Here is a 16,384-nt window from a genome sequence, read left to right on the forward strand (position 1 = left end):
CGCGCGCCGAGCGCCAGATCACCCCGTCCCACCCGTCGGCGGGGAGTTCGCCGAGCGCCGGGTCGCCGTCCCAGGCGAACGGTACGCAGAACGCGCGGGCGACCGCCTGGTCCGGGGCGGCGGCGCCCCGCGGGCATCGTACGGAGCCCGCGCGCCCGCGCGCGGAGCCGTATAGAAGTCTTGGAAGCACCCGCGCGCACGGCCGGGGGAGCGGGCCAGGATGGCAGGGTCGGCGCCGCCCCTCGGGCCGCCCCTCCCGCGCCGCCCGGCCGGGGCTCACCTCCGCCACCCACGTCTTGCCTCCCTGTCCGCGCCCACGGAACGGCGTCCTCATGTCCCAGCTGACCGATCCGCCGCTCAGCGGCACCGCCACCGATCTCTCCGACCCCCGGCGGTACACCGCCGAGGGGATCGAGGACGTGTGGTGTCGGCTGCGCGCGGAGGGGCCGCTCTTCCACACCAGGCGCCCCGTCGGCCACGACTTCTGGTCCGTGCTCGGCCACGACCTCGCCTCGCGGGTGCTCAAGGACGCCGCGAGCTTCTCCTCCGCCGGCGGGATGCGGCTGGACGCCGACCCGGTGGCGAACGAGGCAGCCGCGGGGAAGATGCTCATCGTCACCGACCCGCCCCGGCACGGCGGCATCCGCCGCGTCATCAACTCGGCCTTCACCCCGCGCATGGTCCGCCGGCTGAACGACACCATCCGGCGGACCGCGGTCGAGGTGATCGAGGCGGCGCTCGACCGCGGCGAGGTGGACCTCACCGAGGTCGCCTCCCGGCTGCCGGTGTCGGTGATCTCCGACATGCTCGGAGTGCCGCGCGCCGACTGGGACTTCATGCTCGAACTCACCATGATCGCCTTCGGCGCCGACGAGCAGGCGGGCTCCGACCCCAAGCGGATCGCCGAGGCCCACACCGAACTGCTCGTCTACTACGACGACTTGCTCCGCCGCCGCCGCGACGACCCGCAGGACGACATCGTCTCCGCGCTGGCGCACGGCACCGTGGACGGCACCCCGCTGACCGACGAGGAGGTCCTGCTCAACTGCAACGGCCTGATCTCCGGCGGCAACGAGACCACCCGGCACGCCACCGTCGGCGGCATCCTGGCGTTCGTCCGCGAACCGTCCCAGTGGGCGCGGCTGGCCGCGGACCCCGGCCTGCTGCCCACGGCCGTTCAGGAGATCCTCCGCTTCACCAGCCCCGCGATGCACGTCCTGCGCACCGCGACCCGTGCGGTGACGCTGGAGGGCCGGCGCATCGAGGCGGGCGACCAGCTGGCGGTCTGGCTGTCCGCGGCCAACCGCGACGAGGCCGTCTTTCCCGGCCCGGACCGCTTCGACATCGCCCGCACCCCCAACCGGCACCTCGCCTTTGCCTCCGGCACCCACTTCTGCCTGGGCTCCGCCCTGGCCACCAGCGAACTCACCATTTTCTTCGAGGAGTTCGCCGCCCGCGTGGCCGAGGTCACGCGCCGCGGGGAGCCCCGGCGCATCGCGTCCAACCTGATCTGGGGCCACACCTCCGCGCCCGTCACGCTGACGCGCCGACCGGCCGGGCGCTGACCCGGCGCCCGCCGGTCCAGGACCGCCACCACGTTCCGCCGTCCCGACCCTCCGGCCTCCGGAGCCCGGGGACTTCGAGCAAGGGAAGACACATGACCACGTCGCAGCAGCCCGTCCCGGCCCCGGGCGACGGAGCCCTGCCGCTGGACCTCATCCACGGCGAGCGCCGCGAGATCGCCACGCTCGCCGCCGAACTGGCCGTTGGCGCCCCGGCGCTGGTCGACGACCCGAGGTGGGTGGCGCGGGCGCGCGGCCTGTCGTGCCGCCTGCCGGAGCGCGCCCGCGAGGCGCTGCGCCGCTACCGCCACGACCCGGGCCCGGACGGCATCCTGATCCTGCGCAACCTGCCCGTGGACGAGACCGTCCTGCCGCCCACCCCGAACGAGCCGGACTCCGTGGAGCGCGCCGCGACCGTCCCGGCGGCCGTCGCCGTCCTGGTCACCCTGCAACTCGGCGAGATCGCCGCCTACCGGGACGAGAAGTCAGGGGCGCTGGTGCAGAACGTGGTGCCGGTGCCCGGCCGCGAGGAGTCGCAGAGCAACGCGGGCTCCATCCCGCTCGAACTCCACATCGAGAACGCCTTCCACCCGCGCCGCCCCGACTATGTGGGCCTGCTGTGCCTGCGCAGCGACCACTCGGGGACCGGCGGCACCCTGGTCTCCTCGATCCGCAGGACGCTGCCGCTGCTGTCCGCGGAGACCGTCGAGGTGCTGAGCGGCGAGCGGTTCACCACCAGCCCCCCACCGTCCTTCCACGGCAGCGGCGCGACCGCGCCGCACGCCGTGCTCGTCGGCGACCCCGCCGACCCCGACGTCAAGGTGGACTTCCACGCCACACATCCCCACGACGAGGCGGCCAAGTTCGCCCTGGAGCGGCTGCGCACCGCGTTCCTCGAAGCCGCCACGGTGCTCACCCTGCGGCCCGGCGAGATGGCATTCGTCGACAACCGCATCGCCATTCACGGAAGGACCGCCTACGCCCCGCGCTACGACGGCAGGGACCGCTGGCTGCACCGGACGTTCGTCCACGTCGACCACCGGCGCACCCGCCCCTACCGGCCCGGCGACGGCAGCGTCCTCCTCTGAGTCCCCGGCCGGACCCCGGCGCCGCGACCGCGGGCGGAACGCTCCTCCTCCAGGCGTATCCCCGGCCGGGTCCGGATGGACCCACGGTCTGATGCGGCGGAGGGACATGGCACGGAAAGGTGACAGCATGACAGTTCCCAGCCGACCTCGGCCGGAGGTGACGCCGTGACCGCCCCTCCCGCCCGTTCCTCCGCGCAGCCCGCCGCGGACACCGGTCCGGAATTGCCTCGTGACCCGCGGCCGGCCCCCTGGACCCGTCGCTGGCCGCTGTGGGCGCCCCTGGCGGCCGGTGTCTGGAGCGGCGTGTACGCCGCGGTGCAGATCGCCTGGGTCGCCGCCGGAACGACCGTGCCCTGGGCGCCGGACGAGGCGATCGCCGCCCCGGTCCTGCTCCTGCTGGCCGTGCTGGCCCTGGTGGCGGGCGCCGCCGGACTGGCCACCACCCGCGCGCTGGCCCGCCCCGGGCGGTTGGCGGTCGCCCTGGCCCTGGTCGCGGCCATCCCGGTGTTCGCGGTCGGGATGGCCAGCGTGCCCGAGTACCTCGTCACCGTGGCCTCCCTGTCCGGCCTGGAGAGCGCCACCGGCCTGACCTGGGTGCTGCTCAACGCGGTGGGCACCGGACTGCTCGCCATGGTCGCCCTCGCCCACCGGCGGCGGCTGGCGGGCAGGTGCCCCCGCTGCGCCACGCGCCACGGCGGGGACCACCACGGGCCGCTGGTCCACCCGCCCGCCAGCGTGGCCTCGCGCCGCACCCGCGTCACCGTCTACCTCTTCATGTGCGGGCTGCTGCCGTGGGCCGGGGTCAAGACGATCTGGACGCTCGGCGGCGACGCGCTGAGTGTCACCGCCGAGGGATGGCGCGACGCGACCGACGGCGACTCCGACGTGGCCAGGGCCCTGTCCTCGGTCGGCATCGACGTCACCGTGCTGGCCGCCGCGCTCGGCATCTTCCTGCTGCTCGGCCTCCTGTACCCGTGGGGCCAGGTCTTCCCCCGCTGGACGCCGCCCCTCGCCGGGCGCCGGGTGCCGCGGATGCTGCCGCTGCTGCCCGCCTGGACGATCGCGGGCGGACTCTCGCTGTACGGCTCGGTCCTGGTGATCTACGCGCCGCTCAGCGCCCTGGGCTGGGCCCCCCGGGTCGAGCCCGCGGTGCCCTTCACCTCCCAGTCGGGGATCACGTGGATGGTTCTCTTCGGCGGACTCGCCTTCGGCGGCCTCGGGTTCGGCCTCATCGCCGCCGCCCGCTCCTACGCCGCCAGAACCCACCCGGTCTGCGCCACGGCGCAGCACCCCCCTGACGCCTGAGGTCCCGAGTCAGGGATTCGTCGGCGATTCGTCGGCCGCGGGCGGCGGACGAGGCGCTCCGAGCCGGGGCCCCGTCCGCCGTGGCGCCCGTTCCTCAGGCGCCGCCGGCGGCCGATGTCCAGGAGGCGAGGACGTCCCGCACCTCGCCCCCGGCCAGCCCGAGCGCCTCGGCGTGGGCGGTGGCCAGGACGTCGTCCACCCGGACCCTCCGGTCGGTGCGGGCGGACAGGACGGCCGAGGCGACCATGGCCAGGCTCAGGACGTTGTCGTGGATCTCTCCCATGGGGACCGTCCCGGTGCGCAGCGCGTGCGTGAACTCGGCGAGGGATCCCTCGATGCCCTCGCCCCAGCTCGCCACCGGCGCGGCCCCGCCCCGGTCGCCCACGGCGTCCGCGGTGCCCTCCTCCGCCGTCTCGGCCGTCTCCTCCGTCTCGGGCGGGTCGTCGCCGTTCCAGCGGGCGCTGCCCCGTGCGCCGCTGACCCGCCAGGCGCCGTTCCACGACGTCTCCAGCCCCGGGCTGCACCAGCTCCCGTTGTAGAGGTAACGGGTCCCTCCCGTCATCTCGAAGACGGCGGTCGTCGCCGCGTCCCCGGCGTACCAGCTCCACGAGGGGTTGTACTCCTGGCAGTAGACGGAGACGGGGTCCGCGTCGAGCAGGTGGCGGGCGGTGTCGAACGGGTGGATGGCCATGTCGAGCAGCAGCGGGTGCTCCATGGTCTCCCGGAATCCGCCGAAGTGCGGCGCCTTGAAGAACTCCGTGGTGAGGATGCCCAGCGCGCCGAGCCGCCGGGCCCGTTCCTTGAACGCGGCCAGCTCCGGGTGGTAACGCCGCGACTGGCTCACCATGAACAGCTGCCCCGACAGCTCGGCGGCGGCGATCAGGCACAGCGCCTCGGGCAGGGTGGCGGCGGCCGGCTTCTCGCCGAGCACCGGCAGCCCCAGGCCCAGCGCCCCGAGCGTGACGGGGAGATGGGCGGCGGGGACGGTCACGTTGACCACGGCGTCGGGGGCGGTGTCGTGGACGAGCACGGCGAGGTCGGCTCCGGCGGGCACCCCGGGGGCCCCCGCACCGTCGGCCGCCGCGCGGGCCACCAGCGGATCGAGGTCGACGACGCCGGCCAGTTCCACGTCGGGCGAGGACTCGACCGCGCGCAGCCACGCCCGGCCCATCGCGCCCGCGCCCACCACGAGGACCCGCAGCGGCGACCCGTTCCCCGGCAGGGCGCGGAAGGCGTCGGTGCTCACGCGCGGTCGCCCCCGTTCTCGAACCAGCCGGTGTCGTACCGGCCGATCGCCGGCTCGGCGCGCGGCAGCGAGGGCGCCGCCCAGGCGACGGCGTTGGCGAGGACGCGCCGCACGTCCGGGTGGTGGTAGACGGGGTAGTCCTGGTCGCCCGGGCTGAAGTAGAAGATCCTGCCCTTGCCCCGGTGGAAGACGCAGCCGCTCCGGAAGACCTCGCCGCCGGAGAAGGAGCTGAGGAACACGAGCTCGTCCGGCTCCGGGATGTCGAAGAACTCCCCGTACATCTCCTGCTCCTCGATGATGAGCGGATGCGGCACGCCCGCCGCGATGGGGTGCGCGGGATTCACGGTCCAGACCAGCTCGCGGTCGCGCTCGTTGCGCCAGCGCAGCGTGCAGGTCGTTCCCATCAGCTTGCGGAAGATCTTCGACCAGTGCCCCGAGTGGAGCACGATCAGCCCCATCCCGCCGAGCACATGCCGCTGGACCCGGTCCACCACCGCGTCGGCGACATCGTCATGGGACATGTGGCCCCACCAGGTGAGGACGTCCGTGTCCTCCAGCACGGCCTCGGTCAGGCCGTGTTCCGGCTCGTCCAGCGTCGCGGTCCTGACACGGGCCCGGTCGCCGAGGTGCTGCGTTATGCCGTCGGCCATGGCCCCGTGCATGCCCTCGGGGTACAACTCGGCGACATTGGCGTCCCGTTGCTCGTGGCGGCCTTCGCTCCACACGGTCACGCGCAGGGGGGCGGGGGACGGGGATGAGGTCATGGTGACTCCTGGTCGTGCTGTGGGCCATGGGCCCCGGGCTGAACGGGGTGTTCCCGCCGGGCGCCCGGGGCAATCGGCCCCCGGAGGCGGCCGTGGCGCGAGGATCTGGCCGCCGGGCCCAACGCCCCCTATCCTGGAGCGGTTTGACAAGTACATGCGTGTGCGTGCGAGGGAAGCCGGTGGGAATCCGGCGCTGACCTGCAACCGTGAGCGGAGCCGTCCACCGGCCCCGTGAGCCGGAATGCTCGGGCGTATCACGTGAACTGCTTCTCACTGTCACGGTTCGCAGCGTGGAGCCCTCGGCCGCCAGGCGCCTTGTGCCGCGGTCCCGTTGGGCGGTCATGTCTGCCCAAGGGGAAGGGCACGTGATGTCGCGGGCCGGGATACGGGCGGTCGCCATCGGCGGACTGCTCGCTGTGTTGCACGCACCGTTGCCACCGGCGGGGGCCGTCGCCCCGGCCGCTCCCGCGGCGGGGGCCGCGGCGGAGGGCACCGCCGGCTTCTGCCCGGACGCCTCCGGGGTCACGGTCGTGGTCGACTTCCAGCAGCTCGGCGGTGGCAGGGTGGTCCGCTGCGCCCCCGGACCCCAGGACGACGGGGTGCGGGCGCTGCGCGCCGCCGGGTTCGACGTCGCGGGCACCAACCGCTGGGGCGACGCGTTCGTCTGCCGCATCAACGGCCGTCCGGGCGCCGGTGACGAGTCCTGTGTCGACACCCCGCCGGCCGACGCCTACTGGTCGTACTGGCACGCCTCCGACGGCGGCGAGTGGACCTACAGCCAGCGCGGCGCGACCTACCGGGTCCCGCCCGAGGGCAGCTTCGAGGGCTGGTCGTTCTCGCGGGGCGAGGAGAGCGGCGGGACGCCGCCGCCCGGCGTGGCACCGCTCCGCCCGCCCGCCGACGGCTCGTCGGGCGGTGCGGGCGGCTCCGGGGGTACGGGCGGTTCCGGAGGTTCGGGCGGCTCGGGTGAGTCCGGTGGCGGCGACGCGGACGGCTCCGGCGGGGACGGCGGCGCCCCGGGCTCGTCCGGCGCGGGCGGGAGCGGCTCGGGCCCCGGCGGCGGTCCGGGGGCGGACGGCGGCGCCGAACCCGCGCTCCCCGGCGACCGCCCCTCCTCGCCCGCCCGTCCGCCGGACGAGGGCGCCGGCCCGCCGGGGCCCGGCGGGGAGAGCGCCCCGCCCGGCGGGGAGTCGCCTCCGGCGACGCCGGGCGGCGCCCCGGGTCCCACGCCCGCCGAGGACCCCGGCTGGAGCGGCGAGGACGCCGCGTTCGAGGAGCGACGCGAGGGCTCGGGCGGCTCCGGCGGGCCCTCCGCGTTCACCGTCGCCGCGCTCGGCCTGCTCGCCGCCCTCGCGGGCGCCGCCGCGTACGCCGCCCGGCGCAGACGGCGGTCCGCCGGATCGGCCGACGCCGGGTGACCGCCCGCGCGGGCCCGTTGGAGCGCGCCCTGCACCCGGGCGCCTGGTGGCTGTGGGCGCTCGGCATGGCGGTCGCGGCGTCCCGCACCACCAACCCGGTGCTGCTCGGGCTGCTGCTGGCCGCCGTCGGCTGCGTCGTGGTGCGGCGCAGGACGGACGCGCCCTGGGCGCTCTCGTTCCGGATGTACCTCGTCTTCGGCGCCGTGATCGTCGTGATGCGGGTCCTGTTCCGCGTCGTGTTCGGCGGCGGCGGGGGCGACACCGTCCTGGTCACCCTCCCGGAGATCCCGCTGCCCGAGGCCGCGGCCGGGATCAGGCTGCTCGGCCCGGTGGCCGCCGAGGAGGTGCTCGGCGGGTTCTACGACGGGCTCCAGCTGGCCACCATGGTGATCTGCGTCGGCGCCGCCAACGCCCTGGCCAACCCCAAGCGCATGCTCAAGGCCATGCCCGGCGCGCTCCACGAGGTGGGCACGGCCGTCGTCGTCGCGCTCACCGTGGCGCCCCAGCTGATCGAGAGCGTGCAGCGCGTGCGCCGGGCGCGCAGGCTGCGCGGTGCCAGGGAGAGGGGCAGGCACGCGCTGCGCGGCATCCTCATCCCCGTCCTGGAGGACGCCCTCGGCCGGTCCCTGTCCCTGGCCGCGGCCATGGCCTCCCGCGGCTACGGCCGCACCGGGACCACCCCGCCCGGCGCCAGGCGGGCCGTCGGCGCCCTGCTGATCGGCGGCCTGCTGGGCATCGCCGCCGGACTCTACGGGCTGATGGGCTCGGGCTCCCCCCGCTACCTCGGCCTCCCGCTGGTGGTCGGCGGCGCCGCCGACCACCAGCGGGAGGCCGAGGTAGCGGGGGGAGCCCGAGCCCATCAGCCCGTAGAGTCCGGCGGCGATGCCCAGCAGGCCGCCGATCAGCAGGGCGCCGACGGCCCGCCTGGCGCCGGGCGGGGTGGTCCCGGTGCGGCCGTAGCCGCGGGAGGCCATGGCCGCGGCCAGGGACAGGGACCGGCCGAGGGCGTCCTCCAGGACGGGGATGAGGATGCCGCGCAGCGCGTGCCTGCCCCTCTCCCTGGCACCGCGCAGCCTGCGCGCCCGGCGCACGCGCTGCACGCTCTCGATCAGCTGGGGCGCCACGGTGAGCGCGACGACGACGGCCGTGCCCACCTCGTGGAGCGCGCCGGGCATGGCCTTGAGCATGCGCTTGGGGTTGGCCAGGGCGTTGGCGGCGCCGACGCAGATCACCATGGTGGCCAGCTGGAGCCCGTCGTAGAACCCGCCGAGCACCTCCTCGGCGGCCACCGGGCCGAGCAGCCTGATCCCGGCCGCGGCCTCGGGCAGCGGGATCTCCGGGAGGGTGACCAGGACGGTGTCGCCCCCGCCGCCGCCGAACACGACGCGGAACAGGACCCGCATCACGACGATCACGGCGCCGAAGACGAGGTACATCCGGAACGAGAGCGCCCAGGGCGCGTCCGTCCTGCGCCGCACCACGACGCAGCCGACGGCGGCCAGCAGCAGCCCGAGCAGCACCGGGTTGGTGGTGCGGGACGCCGCGACCGCCATGCCGAGCGCCCACAGCCACCAGGCGCCCGGGTGCAGGGCGCGCTCCAACGGGCCCGCGCGGGCGGTCACCCGGCGTCGGCCGATCCGGCGGACCGCCGTCTGCGCCGGGCGGCGTACGCGGCGGCGCCCGCGAGGGCGGCGAGCAGGCCGAGCGCGGCGACGGTGAACGCGGAGGGCCCGCCGGAGCCGCCCGAGCCCTCGCGTCGCTCCTCGAACGCGGCGTCCTCGCCGCTCCAGCCGGGGTCCTCGGCGGGCGTGGGACCCGGGGCGCCGCCCGGCGTCGCCGGAGGCGACTCCCCGCCGGGCGGGGCGCTCTCCCCGCCGGGCCCCGGCGGGCCGGCGCCCTCGTCCGGCGGACGGGCGGGCGAGGAGGGGCGGTCGCCGGGGAGCGCGGGTTCGGCGCCGCCGTCCGCCCCCGGACCGCCGCCGGGGCCCGAGCCGCTCCCGCCCGCGCCGGACGAGCCCGGGGCGCCGCCGTCCCCGCCGGAGCCGTCCGCGTCGCCGCCACCGGACTCACCCGAGCCGCCCGAACCTCCGGAACCGCCCGTACCCCCGGAGCCGCCCGCACCGCCCGACGAGCCGTCGGCGGGCGGGCGGAGCGGTGCCACGCCGGGCGGCGGCGTCCCGCCGCTCTCCTCGCCCCGCGAGAACGACCAGCCCTCGAAGCTGCCCTCGGGCGGGACCCGGTAGGTCGCGCCGCGCTGGCTGTAGGTCCACTCGCCGCCGTCGGAGGCGTGCCAGTACGACCAGTAGGCGTCGGCCGGCGGGGTGTCGACACAGGACTCGTCACCGGCGCCCGGACGGCCGTTGATGCGGCAGACGAACGCGTCGCCCCAGCGGTTGGTGCCCGCGACGTCGAACCCGGCGGCGCGCAGCGCCCGCACCCCGTCGTCCTGGGGTCCGGGGGCGCAGCGGACCACCCTGCCACCGCCGAGCTGCTGGAAGTCGACCACGACCGTGACCCCGGAGGCGTCCGGGCAGAAGCCGGCGGTGCCCTCCGCCGCGGCCCCCGCCGCGGGAGCGGCCGGGGCGACGGCCCCCGCCGGTGGCAACGGTGCGTGCAACACAGCGAGCAGTCCGCCGATGGCGACCGCCCGTATCCCGGCCCGCGACATCACGTGCCCTTCCCCTTGGGCAGACATGACCGCCCAACGGGACCGCGGCACAAGGCGCCTGGCGGCCGAGGGCTCCACGCTGCGAACCGTGACAGTGAGAAGCAGTTCACGTGATACGCCCGAGCATTCCGGCTCACGGGGCCGGTGGACGGCTCCGCTCACGGTTGCAGGTCAGCGCCGGATTCCCACCGGCTTCCCTCGCACGCACACGCATGTACTTGTCAAACCGCTCCAGGATAGGGGGCGTTGGGCCCGGCGGCCAGATCCTCGCGCCACGGCCGCCTCCGGGGGCCGATTGCCCCGGGCGCCCGGCGGGAACACCCCGTTCAGCCCGGGGCCCATGGCCCACAGCACGACCAGGAGTCACCATGACCTCATCCCCGTCCCCCGCCCCCCTGCGCGTGACCGTGTGGAGCGAAGGCCGCCACGAGCAACGGGACGCCAATGTCGCCGAGTTGTACCCCGAGGGCATGCACGGGGCCATGGCCGACGGCATAACGCAGCACCTCGGCGACCGGGCCCGTGTCAGGACCGCGACGCTGGACGAGCCGGAACACGGCCTGACCGAGGCCGTGCTGGAGGACACGGACGTCCTCACCTGGTGGGGCCACATGTCCCATGACGATGTCGCCGACGCGGTGGTGGACCGGGTCCAGCGGCATGTGCTCGGCGGGATGGGGCTGATCGTGCTCCACTCGGGGCACTGGTCGAAGATCTTCCGCAAGCTGATGGGAACGACCTGCACGCTGCGCTGGCGCAACGAGCGCGACCGCGAGCTGGTCTGGACCGTGAATCCCGCGCACCCCATCGCGGCGGGCGTGCCGCATCCGCTCATCATCGAGGAGCAGGAGATGTACGGGGAGTTCTTCGACATCCCGGAGCCGGACGAGCTCGTGTTCCTCAGCTCCTTCTCCGGCGGCGAGGTCTTCCGGAGCGGCTGCGTCTTCCACCGGGGCAAGGGCAGGATCTTCTACTTCAGCCCGGGCGACCAGGACTACCCCGTCTACCACCACCCGGACGTGCGGCGCGTCCTCGCCAACGCCGTCGCCTGGGCGGCGCCCTCGCTGCCGCGCGCCGAGCCGGCGATCGGCCGGTACGACACCGGCTGGTTCGAGAACGGGGGCGACCGCGCGTGAGCACCGACGCCTTCCGCGCCCTGCCGGGGAACGGGTCGCCGCTGCGGGTCCTCGTGGTGGGCGCGGGCGCGATGGGCCGGGCGTGGCTGCGCGCGGTCGAGTCCTCGCCCGACGTGGAACTGGCCGGCGTCGTCGACCTCGATCCGCTGGTGGCCCGCGCGGCGGCCGACGGTGCGGGGGCCCCCGGGGTGCCCGCCGGAGCCGACCTCGCCGTGCTCGTCCACGACACCGCCCCCGACGCCGTGGTCAACGTGACCGTCCCCGCCGCCCATCTCCCCGTCACGCTCGGGGCGCTGGGCCTGGGGCTGCCGGTGCTCGGCGAGAAGCCGGCCGCCGCCACCCTGCCCGAGGCGCTGTGCCTGATCGCCGCCGCCGAGCTGTCGGGGCAGCTGTTCATGGTGAGCCAGTCGCGGCGTTACCACCCGGAGCTGGCCGCGTTCAAGGAACGGGCCCGGCGGCTCGGCGCGCTGGGCATCCTCACCACGGAGTTCTTCAAGGCGCCGCACTTCGGCGGATTCCGGGAGACCATGGAGCACCCGCTGCTGCTCGACATGGCCATCCACCCGTTCGACACCGCCCGCCACCTGCTCGACGCGGACCCCGTCTCCGTCTACTGCCAGGAGTACAACCCCTCGTGGAGCTGGTACGCCGGGGACGCGGCGACGACCGCCGTCTTCGAGATGACGGGAGGGACCCGTTACCTCTACAACGGGAGCTGGTGCAGCCCGGGGCTGGAGACGTCGTGGAACGGCGCCTGGCGGGTCAGCGGCGCACGGGGCAGCGCCCGCTGGAACGGCGACGACCCGCCCGAGACGGAGGAGACGGCCGAGACGGCGGAGGAGGGCACCGCGGACGCCGTGGGCGACCGGGGCGGGGCCGCGCCGGTGGCGAGCTGGGGCGAGGGCATCGAGGGATCCCTCGCCGAGTTCACGCACGCGCTGCGCACCGGGACGGTCCCCATGGGAGAGATCCACGACAACGTCCTGAGCCTGGCCATGGTCGCCTCGGCCGTCCTGTCCGCCCGCACCGACCGGAGGGTCCGGGTGGACGACGTCCTGGCCACCGCCCACGCCGAGGCGCTCGGGCTGGCCGGGGGCGAGGTGCGGGACGTCCTCGCCTCCTGGACATCGGCCGCCGGCGGCGCCTGAGGAACGGGCGCCACGGCGGACGGGGCCCCGGCTCGGAGCGCCTCGTCCGCCGCCCGCGGCCGACGAATCGCCGACGAATCCCTGACTCGGGACCTCAGGCGTCAGGGGGGTGCTGCGCCGTGGCGCAGACCGGGTGGGTTCTGGCGGCGTAGGAGCGGGCGGCGGCGATGAGGCCGAACCCGAGGCCGCCGAAGGCGAGTCCGCCGAAGAGAACCATCCACGTGATCCCCGACTGGGAGGTGAAGGGCACCGCGGGCTCGACCCGGGGGGCCCAGCCCAGGGCGCTGAGCGGCGCGTAGATCACCAGGACCGAGCCGTACAGCGAGAGTCCGCCCGCGATCGTCCAGGCGGGCAGCAGCGGCAGCATCCGCGGCACCCGGCGCCCGGCGAGGGGCGGCGTCCAGCGGGGGAAGACCTGGCCCCACGGGTACAGGAGGCCGAGCAGCAGGAAGATGCCGAGCGCGGCGGCCAGCACGGTGACGTCGATGCCGACCGAGGACAGGGCCCTGGCCACGTCGGAGTCGCCGTCGGTCGCGTCGCGCCATCCCTCGGCGGTGACACTCAGCGCGTCGCCGCCGAGCGTCCAGATCGTCTTGACCCCGGCCCACGGCAGCAGCCCGCACATGAAGAGGTAGACGGTGACGCGGGTGCGGCGCGAGGCCACGCTGGCGGGCGGGTGGACCAGCGGCCCGTGGTGGTCCCCGCCGTGGCGCGTGGCGCAGCGGGGGCACCTGCCCGCCAGCCGCCGCCGGTGGGCGAGGGCGACCATGGCGAGCAGTCCGGTGCCCACCGCGTTGAGCAGCACCCAGGTCAGGCCGGTGGCGCTCTCCAGGCCGGACAGGGAGGCCACGGTGACGAGGTACTCGGGCACGCTGGCCATCCCGACCGCGAACACCGGGATGGCCGCGACCAGGGCCAGGGCGACCGCCAACCGCCCGGGGCGGGCCAGCGCGCGGGTGGTGGCCAGTCCGGCGGCGCCCGCCACCAGGGCCAGCACGGCCAGCAGGAGCAGGACCGGGGCGGCGATCGCCTCGTCCGGCGCCCAGGGCACGGTCGTTCCGGCGGCGACCCAGGCGATCTGCACCGCGGCGTACACGCCGCTCCAGACACCGGCCGCCAGGGGCGCCCACAGCGGCCAGCGACGGGTCCAGGGGGCCGGCCGCGGGTCACGAGGCAATTCCGGACCGGTGTCCGCGGCGGGCTGCGCGGAGGAACGGGCGGGAGGGGCGGTCACGGCGTCACCTCCGGCCGAGGTCGGCTGGGAACTGTCATGCTGTCACCTTTCCGTGCCATGTCCCTCCGCCGCATCAGACCGTGGGTCCATCCGGACCCGGCCGGGGATACGCCTGGAGGAGGAGCGTTCCGCCCGCGGTCGCGGCGCCGGGGTCCGGCCGGGGACTCAGAGGAGGACGCTGCCGTCGCCGGGCCGGTAGGGGCGGGTGCGCCGGTGGTCGACGTGGACGAACGTCCGGTGCAGCCAGCGGTCCCTGCCGTCGTAGCGCGGGGCGTAGGCGGTCCTTCCGTGAATGGCGATGCGGTTGTCGACGAATGCCATCTCGCCGGGCCGCAGGGTGAGCACCGTGGCGGCTTCGAGGAACGCGGTGCGCAGCCGCTCCAGGGCGAACTTGGCCGCCTCGTCGTGGGGATGTGTGGCGTGGAAGTCCACCTTGACGTCGGGGTCGGCGGGGTCGCCGACGAGCACGGCGTGCGGCGCGGTCGCGCCGCTGCCGTGGAAGGACGGTGGGGGGCTGGTGGTGAACCGCTCGCCGCTCAGCACCTCGACGGTCTCCGCGGACAGCAGCGGCAGCGTCCTGCGGATCGAGGAGACCAGGGTGCCGCCGGTCCCCGAGTGGTCGCTGCGCAGGCACAGCAGGCCCACATAGTCGGGGCGGCGCGGGTGGAAGGCGTTCTCGATGTGGAGTTCGAGCGGGATGGAGCCCGCGTTGCTCTGCGACTCCTCGCGGCCGGGCACCGGCACCACGTTCTGCACCAGCGCCCCTGACTTCTCGTCCCGGTAGGCGGCGATCTCGCCGAGTTGCAGGGTGACCAGGACGGCGACGGCCGCCGGGACGGTCGCGGCGCGCTCCACGGAGTCCGGCTCGTTCGGGGTGGGCGGCAGGACGGTCTCGTCCACGGGCAGGTTGCGCAGGATCAGGATGCCGTCCGGGCCCGGGTCGTGGCGGTAGCGGCGCAGCGCCTCGCGGGCGCGCTCCGGCAGGCGGCACGACAGGCCGCGCGCCCGCGCCACCCACCTCGGGTCGTCGACCAGCGCCGGGGCGCCAACGGCCAGTTCGGCGGCGAGCGTGGCGATCTCGCGGCGCTCGCCGTGGATGAGGTCCAGCGGCAGGGCTCCGTCGCCCGGGGCCGGGACGGGCTGCTGCGACGTGGTCATGTGTCTTCCCTTGCTCGAAGTCCCCGGGCTCCGGAGGCCGGAGGGTCGGGACGGCGGAACGTGGTGGCGGTCCTGGACCGGCGGGCGCCGGGTCAGCGCCCGGCCGGTCGGCGCGTCAGCGTGACGGGCGCGGAGGTGTGGCCCCAGATCAGGTTGGACGCGATGCGCCGGGGCTCCCCGCGGCGCGTGACCTCGGCCACGCGGGCGGCGAACTCCTCGAAGAAAATGGTGAGTTCGCTGGTGGCCAGGGCGGAGCCCAGGCAGAAGTGGGTGCCGGAGGCAAAGGCGAGGTGCCGGTTGGGGGTGCGGGCGATGTCGAAGCGGTCCGGGCCGGGAAAGACGGCCTCGTCGCGGTTGGCCGCGGACAGCCAGACCGCCAGCTGGTCGCCCGCCTCGATGCGCCGGCCCTCCAGCGTCACCGCACGGGTCGCGGTGCGCAGGACGTGCATCGCGGGGCTGGTGAAGCGGAGGATCTCCTGAACGGCCGTGGGCAGCAGGCCGGGGTCCGCGGCCAGCCGCGCCCACTGGGACGGTTCGCGGACGAACGCCAGGATGCCGCCGACGGTGGCGTGCCGGGTGGTCTCGTTGCCGCCGGAGATCAGGCCGTTGCAGTTGAGCAGGACCTCCTCGTCGGTCAGCGGGGTGCCGTCCACGGTGCCGTGCGCCAGCGCGGAGACGATGTCGTCCTGCGGGTCGTCGCGGCGGCGGCGGAGCAAGTCGTCGTAGTAGACGAGCAGTTCGGTGTGGGCCTCGGCGATCCGCTTGGGGTCGGAGCCCGCCTGCTCGTCGGCGCCGAAGGCGATCATGGTGAGTTCGAGCATGAAGTCCCAGTCGGCGCGCGGCACTCCGAGCATGTCGGAGATCACCGACACCGGCAGCCGGGAGGCGACCTCGGTGAGGTCCACCTCGCCGCGGTCGAGCGCCGCCTCGATCACCTCGACCGCGGTCCGCCGGATGGTGTCGTTCAGCCGGCGGACCATGCGCGGGGTGAAGGCCGAGTTGATGACGCGGCGGATGCCGCCGTGCCGGGGCGGGTCGGTGACGATGAGCATCTTCCCCGCGGCTGCCTCGTTCGCCACCGGGTCGGCGTCCAGCCGCATCCCGCCGGCGGAGGAGAAGCTCGCGGCGTCCTTGAGCACCCGCGAGGCGAGGTCGTGGCCGAGCACGGACCAGAAGTCGTGGCCGACGGGGCGCCTGGTGTGGAAGAGCGGCCCCTCCGCGCGCAGCCGACACCACACGTCCTCGATCCCCTCGGCGGTGTACCGCCGGGGGTCGGAGAGATCGGTGGCGGTGCCGCTGAGCGGCGGATCGGTCAGCTGGGACATGAGGACGCCGTTCCGTGGGCGCGGACAGGGAGGCAAGACGTGGGTGGCGGAGGTGAGCCCCGGCCGGGCGGCGCGGGAGGGGCGGCCCGAGGGGCGGCGCCGACCCTGCCATCCTGGCCCGCTCCCCCGGCCGTGCGCGCGGGTGCTTCCAAGACTTCTATACGGCTCCGCGCGCGGGCGCGCGGGCTCCGTACGATGCCCGCGGGGCGCCGCCGCCCCGGACCAGGCGGTCGCCCGCGCGTTCTGCGTACCGTTCGCCTGGGACGGCGACCCGGCGCTCGGCGAACTCCCCGCCGACGGGTGGGACGGGGTGATCTGGCGCTCGGCGCGCG

At 75.3% G+C, this 16,384-nt stretch carries 11 protein-coding genes, 4 pseudogenes and 2 riboswitches; of the genes and pseudogenes, 7 read left to right on the top strand and 8 right to left on the bottom strand.

The window, feature by feature from the left end:
- Nucleotides 1-190: pseudogene (locus tag ADY01_RS40675) on the bottom strand (hypothetical protein); the annotation flags it as partial.
- 142 nt (nt 191-332) lie between these two features.
- On the opposite strand from ADY01_RS40675, the gene ADY01_RS20115 reads away from it, so the two are divergent.
- From ADY01_RS20115 to ADY01_RS20105, 3 genes are all read left to right on the top strand, one after another.
- Nucleotides 333-1,565 carry a cytochrome P450 gene (locus tag ADY01_RS20115; RefSeq protein ID WP_049575331.1) on the top strand — a complete coding sequence of 411 codons (1,233 nt, stop codon included), beginning with the start codon at nt 333-335 and terminating at the stop codon, nt 1,563-1,565.
- 92 nt (nt 1,566-1,657) lie between these two features.
- Nucleotides 1,658-2,650 (top strand): TauD/TfdA family dioxygenase, encoded by a 993-nt coding sequence (locus ADY01_RS20110; protein ID WP_049575336.1) that lies wholly within the window; start codon nt 1,658-1,660, stop codon nt 2,648-2,650.
- A 165-nt stretch (nt 2,651-2,815) separates the two neighbouring features.
- Nucleotides 2,816-3,955, top strand: coding sequence for a hypothetical protein (locus ADY01_RS20105; protein ID WP_234320322.1), 1,140 nt, complete (start codon nt 2,816-2,818; stop codon nt 3,953-3,955).
- Nucleotides 3,956-4,049: 94 nt separating this feature from the next.
- On the opposite strand, the gene ADY01_RS20100 is transcribed toward ADY01_RS20105, so the two are convergent.
- Both ADY01_RS20100 and ADY01_RS20095 read right to left on the bottom strand, forming a co-directional pair.
- Nucleotides 4,050-5,201, bottom strand: coding sequence for a Gfo/Idh/MocA family protein (locus ADY01_RS20100; RefSeq protein ID WP_049575338.1), 1,152 nt, complete (start codon nt 5,199-5,201; stop codon nt 4,050-4,052).
- On the bottom strand, nt 5,198-5,965 hold the full coding sequence (locus ADY01_RS20095; protein WP_049575340.1) for a ThuA domain-containing protein: 768 nt from the start codon (nt 5,963-5,965) through the stop codon (nt 5,198-5,200). Before ADY01_RS20095 ends, ADY01_RS20100 begins: the two co-directional genes overlap by 4 nt.
- A gap of 171 nt (nt 5,966-6,136) precedes the next feature.
- A riboswitch (cobalamin riboswitch) is annotated at nt 6,137-6,210 on the top strand.
- A 1,238-nt stretch (nt 6,211-7,448) separates the two neighbouring features.
- Here ADY01_RS20095 and ADY01_RS39840 point away from each other — a divergent pair.
- Nucleotides 7,449-7,991 (top strand): annotated as a pseudogene (locus ADY01_RS39840) (energy-coupling factor transporter transmembrane protein EcfT); the annotation flags it as partial.
- Nucleotides 7,992-8,345: 354 nt separating this feature from the next.
- Here ADY01_RS39840 and ADY01_RS39835 read toward each other — a convergent pair.
- Nucleotides 8,346-9,005 (bottom strand): annotated as a pseudogene (locus ADY01_RS39835) (energy-coupling factor transporter transmembrane protein EcfT); the annotation flags it as partial.
- Nucleotides 9,002-10,054 (bottom strand): hypothetical protein, encoded by a 1,053-nt coding sequence (locus ADY01_RS41595; protein WP_159001310.1) that lies wholly within the window; start codon nt 10,052-10,054, stop codon nt 9,002-9,004. The pseudogene ADY01_RS39835 and the gene ADY01_RS41595, both read right to left, overlap by 4 nt.
- A gap of 120 nt (nt 10,055-10,174) precedes the next feature.
- Nucleotides 10,175-10,248, bottom strand: a riboswitch (cobalamin riboswitch).
- 171 nt (nt 10,249-10,419) lie between these two features.
- On the opposite strand from ADY01_RS41595, the gene ADY01_RS20075 reads away from it, so the two are divergent.
- Both ADY01_RS20075 and ADY01_RS20070 read left to right on the top strand, forming a co-directional pair.
- Nucleotides 10,420-11,187, top strand: a complete 768-nt coding sequence (locus tag ADY01_RS20075) for a ThuA domain-containing protein (protein ID WP_049575340.1) — start codon at nt 10,420-10,422, stop codon at nt 11,185-11,187.
- Entirely contained in the window at nt 11,184-12,335 is a 1,152-nt protein-coding gene (locus ADY01_RS20070; protein ID WP_049575338.1) for a Gfo/Idh/MocA family protein, read from the top strand. The genes ADY01_RS20075 and ADY01_RS20070 overlap by 4 nt, the downstream gene beginning before the upstream one ends.
- 94 nt (nt 12,336-12,429) lie before the next feature.
- Here the strand turns inward: ADY01_RS20070 and ADY01_RS20065 are convergent, their stop codons facing one another.
- The 3 genes from ADY01_RS20065 to ADY01_RS20055 form a co-directional block, all read right to left on the bottom strand.
- The gene (locus ADY01_RS20065) at nt 12,430-13,569 is read right to left on the bottom strand and encodes a hypothetical protein (RefSeq protein ID WP_234320322.1); all 1,140 of its coding nucleotides are present in this window, start codon (nt 13,567-13,569) and stop codon (nt 12,430-12,432) included.
- 165 nt (nt 13,570-13,734) lie between these two features.
- On the bottom strand, nt 13,735-14,727 hold the full coding sequence (locus ADY01_RS20060) for a TauD/TfdA family dioxygenase (protein WP_049575336.1): 993 nt from the start codon (nt 14,725-14,727) through the stop codon (nt 13,735-13,737).
- A 92-nt stretch (nt 14,728-14,819) separates the two neighbouring features.
- Nucleotides 14,820-16,052 (bottom strand): cytochrome P450, encoded by a 1,233-nt coding sequence (locus ADY01_RS20055; protein ID WP_049575331.1) that lies wholly within the window; start codon nt 16,050-16,052, stop codon nt 14,820-14,822.
- Between the two features lie 142 nt (nt 16,053-16,194).
- Here ADY01_RS20055 and ADY01_RS40670 point away from each other — a divergent pair.
- A pseudogene (locus tag ADY01_RS40670) lies at nt 16,195-16,384 on the top strand (hypothetical protein); the annotation flags it as partial.

Origin of the sequence: Streptomyces sp. SBT349 (assembly GCF_001083795.1) — a bacterium.
Taxonomy (GTDB): domain Bacteria; phylum Actinomycetota; class Actinomycetes; order Streptomycetales; family Streptomycetaceae; genus Streptomyces.

Bases quoted from the DNA above. Each gene is read 5' to 3' on its own strand.
- ADY01_RS20115 (WP_049575331.1), top strand. From the start codon at position 333: ATGTCCCAGCTGACCGATCCGCCGCTCAGCGGCACCGCCACCGATCTC.
- ADY01_RS20110 (WP_049575336.1), top strand. From the start codon at position 1,658: ATGACCACGTCGCAGCAGCCCGTCCCGGCCCCGGGCGACGGAGCCCTG.
- ADY01_RS20095 (WP_049575340.1), bottom strand. From the start codon at position 5,965: ATGACCTCATCCCCGTCCCCCGCCCCCCTGCGCGTGACCGTGTGGAGC.
- ADY01_RS20075 (WP_049575340.1), top strand. From the start codon at position 10,420: ATGACCTCATCCCCGTCCCCCGCCCCCCTGCGCGTGACCGTGTGGAGC.
- ADY01_RS20060 (WP_049575336.1), bottom strand. From the start codon at position 14,727: ATGACCACGTCGCAGCAGCCCGTCCCGGCCCCGGGCGACGGAGCCCTG.
- ADY01_RS20055 (WP_049575331.1), bottom strand. From the start codon at position 16,052: ATGTCCCAGCTGACCGATCCGCCGCTCAGCGGCACCGCCACCGATCTC.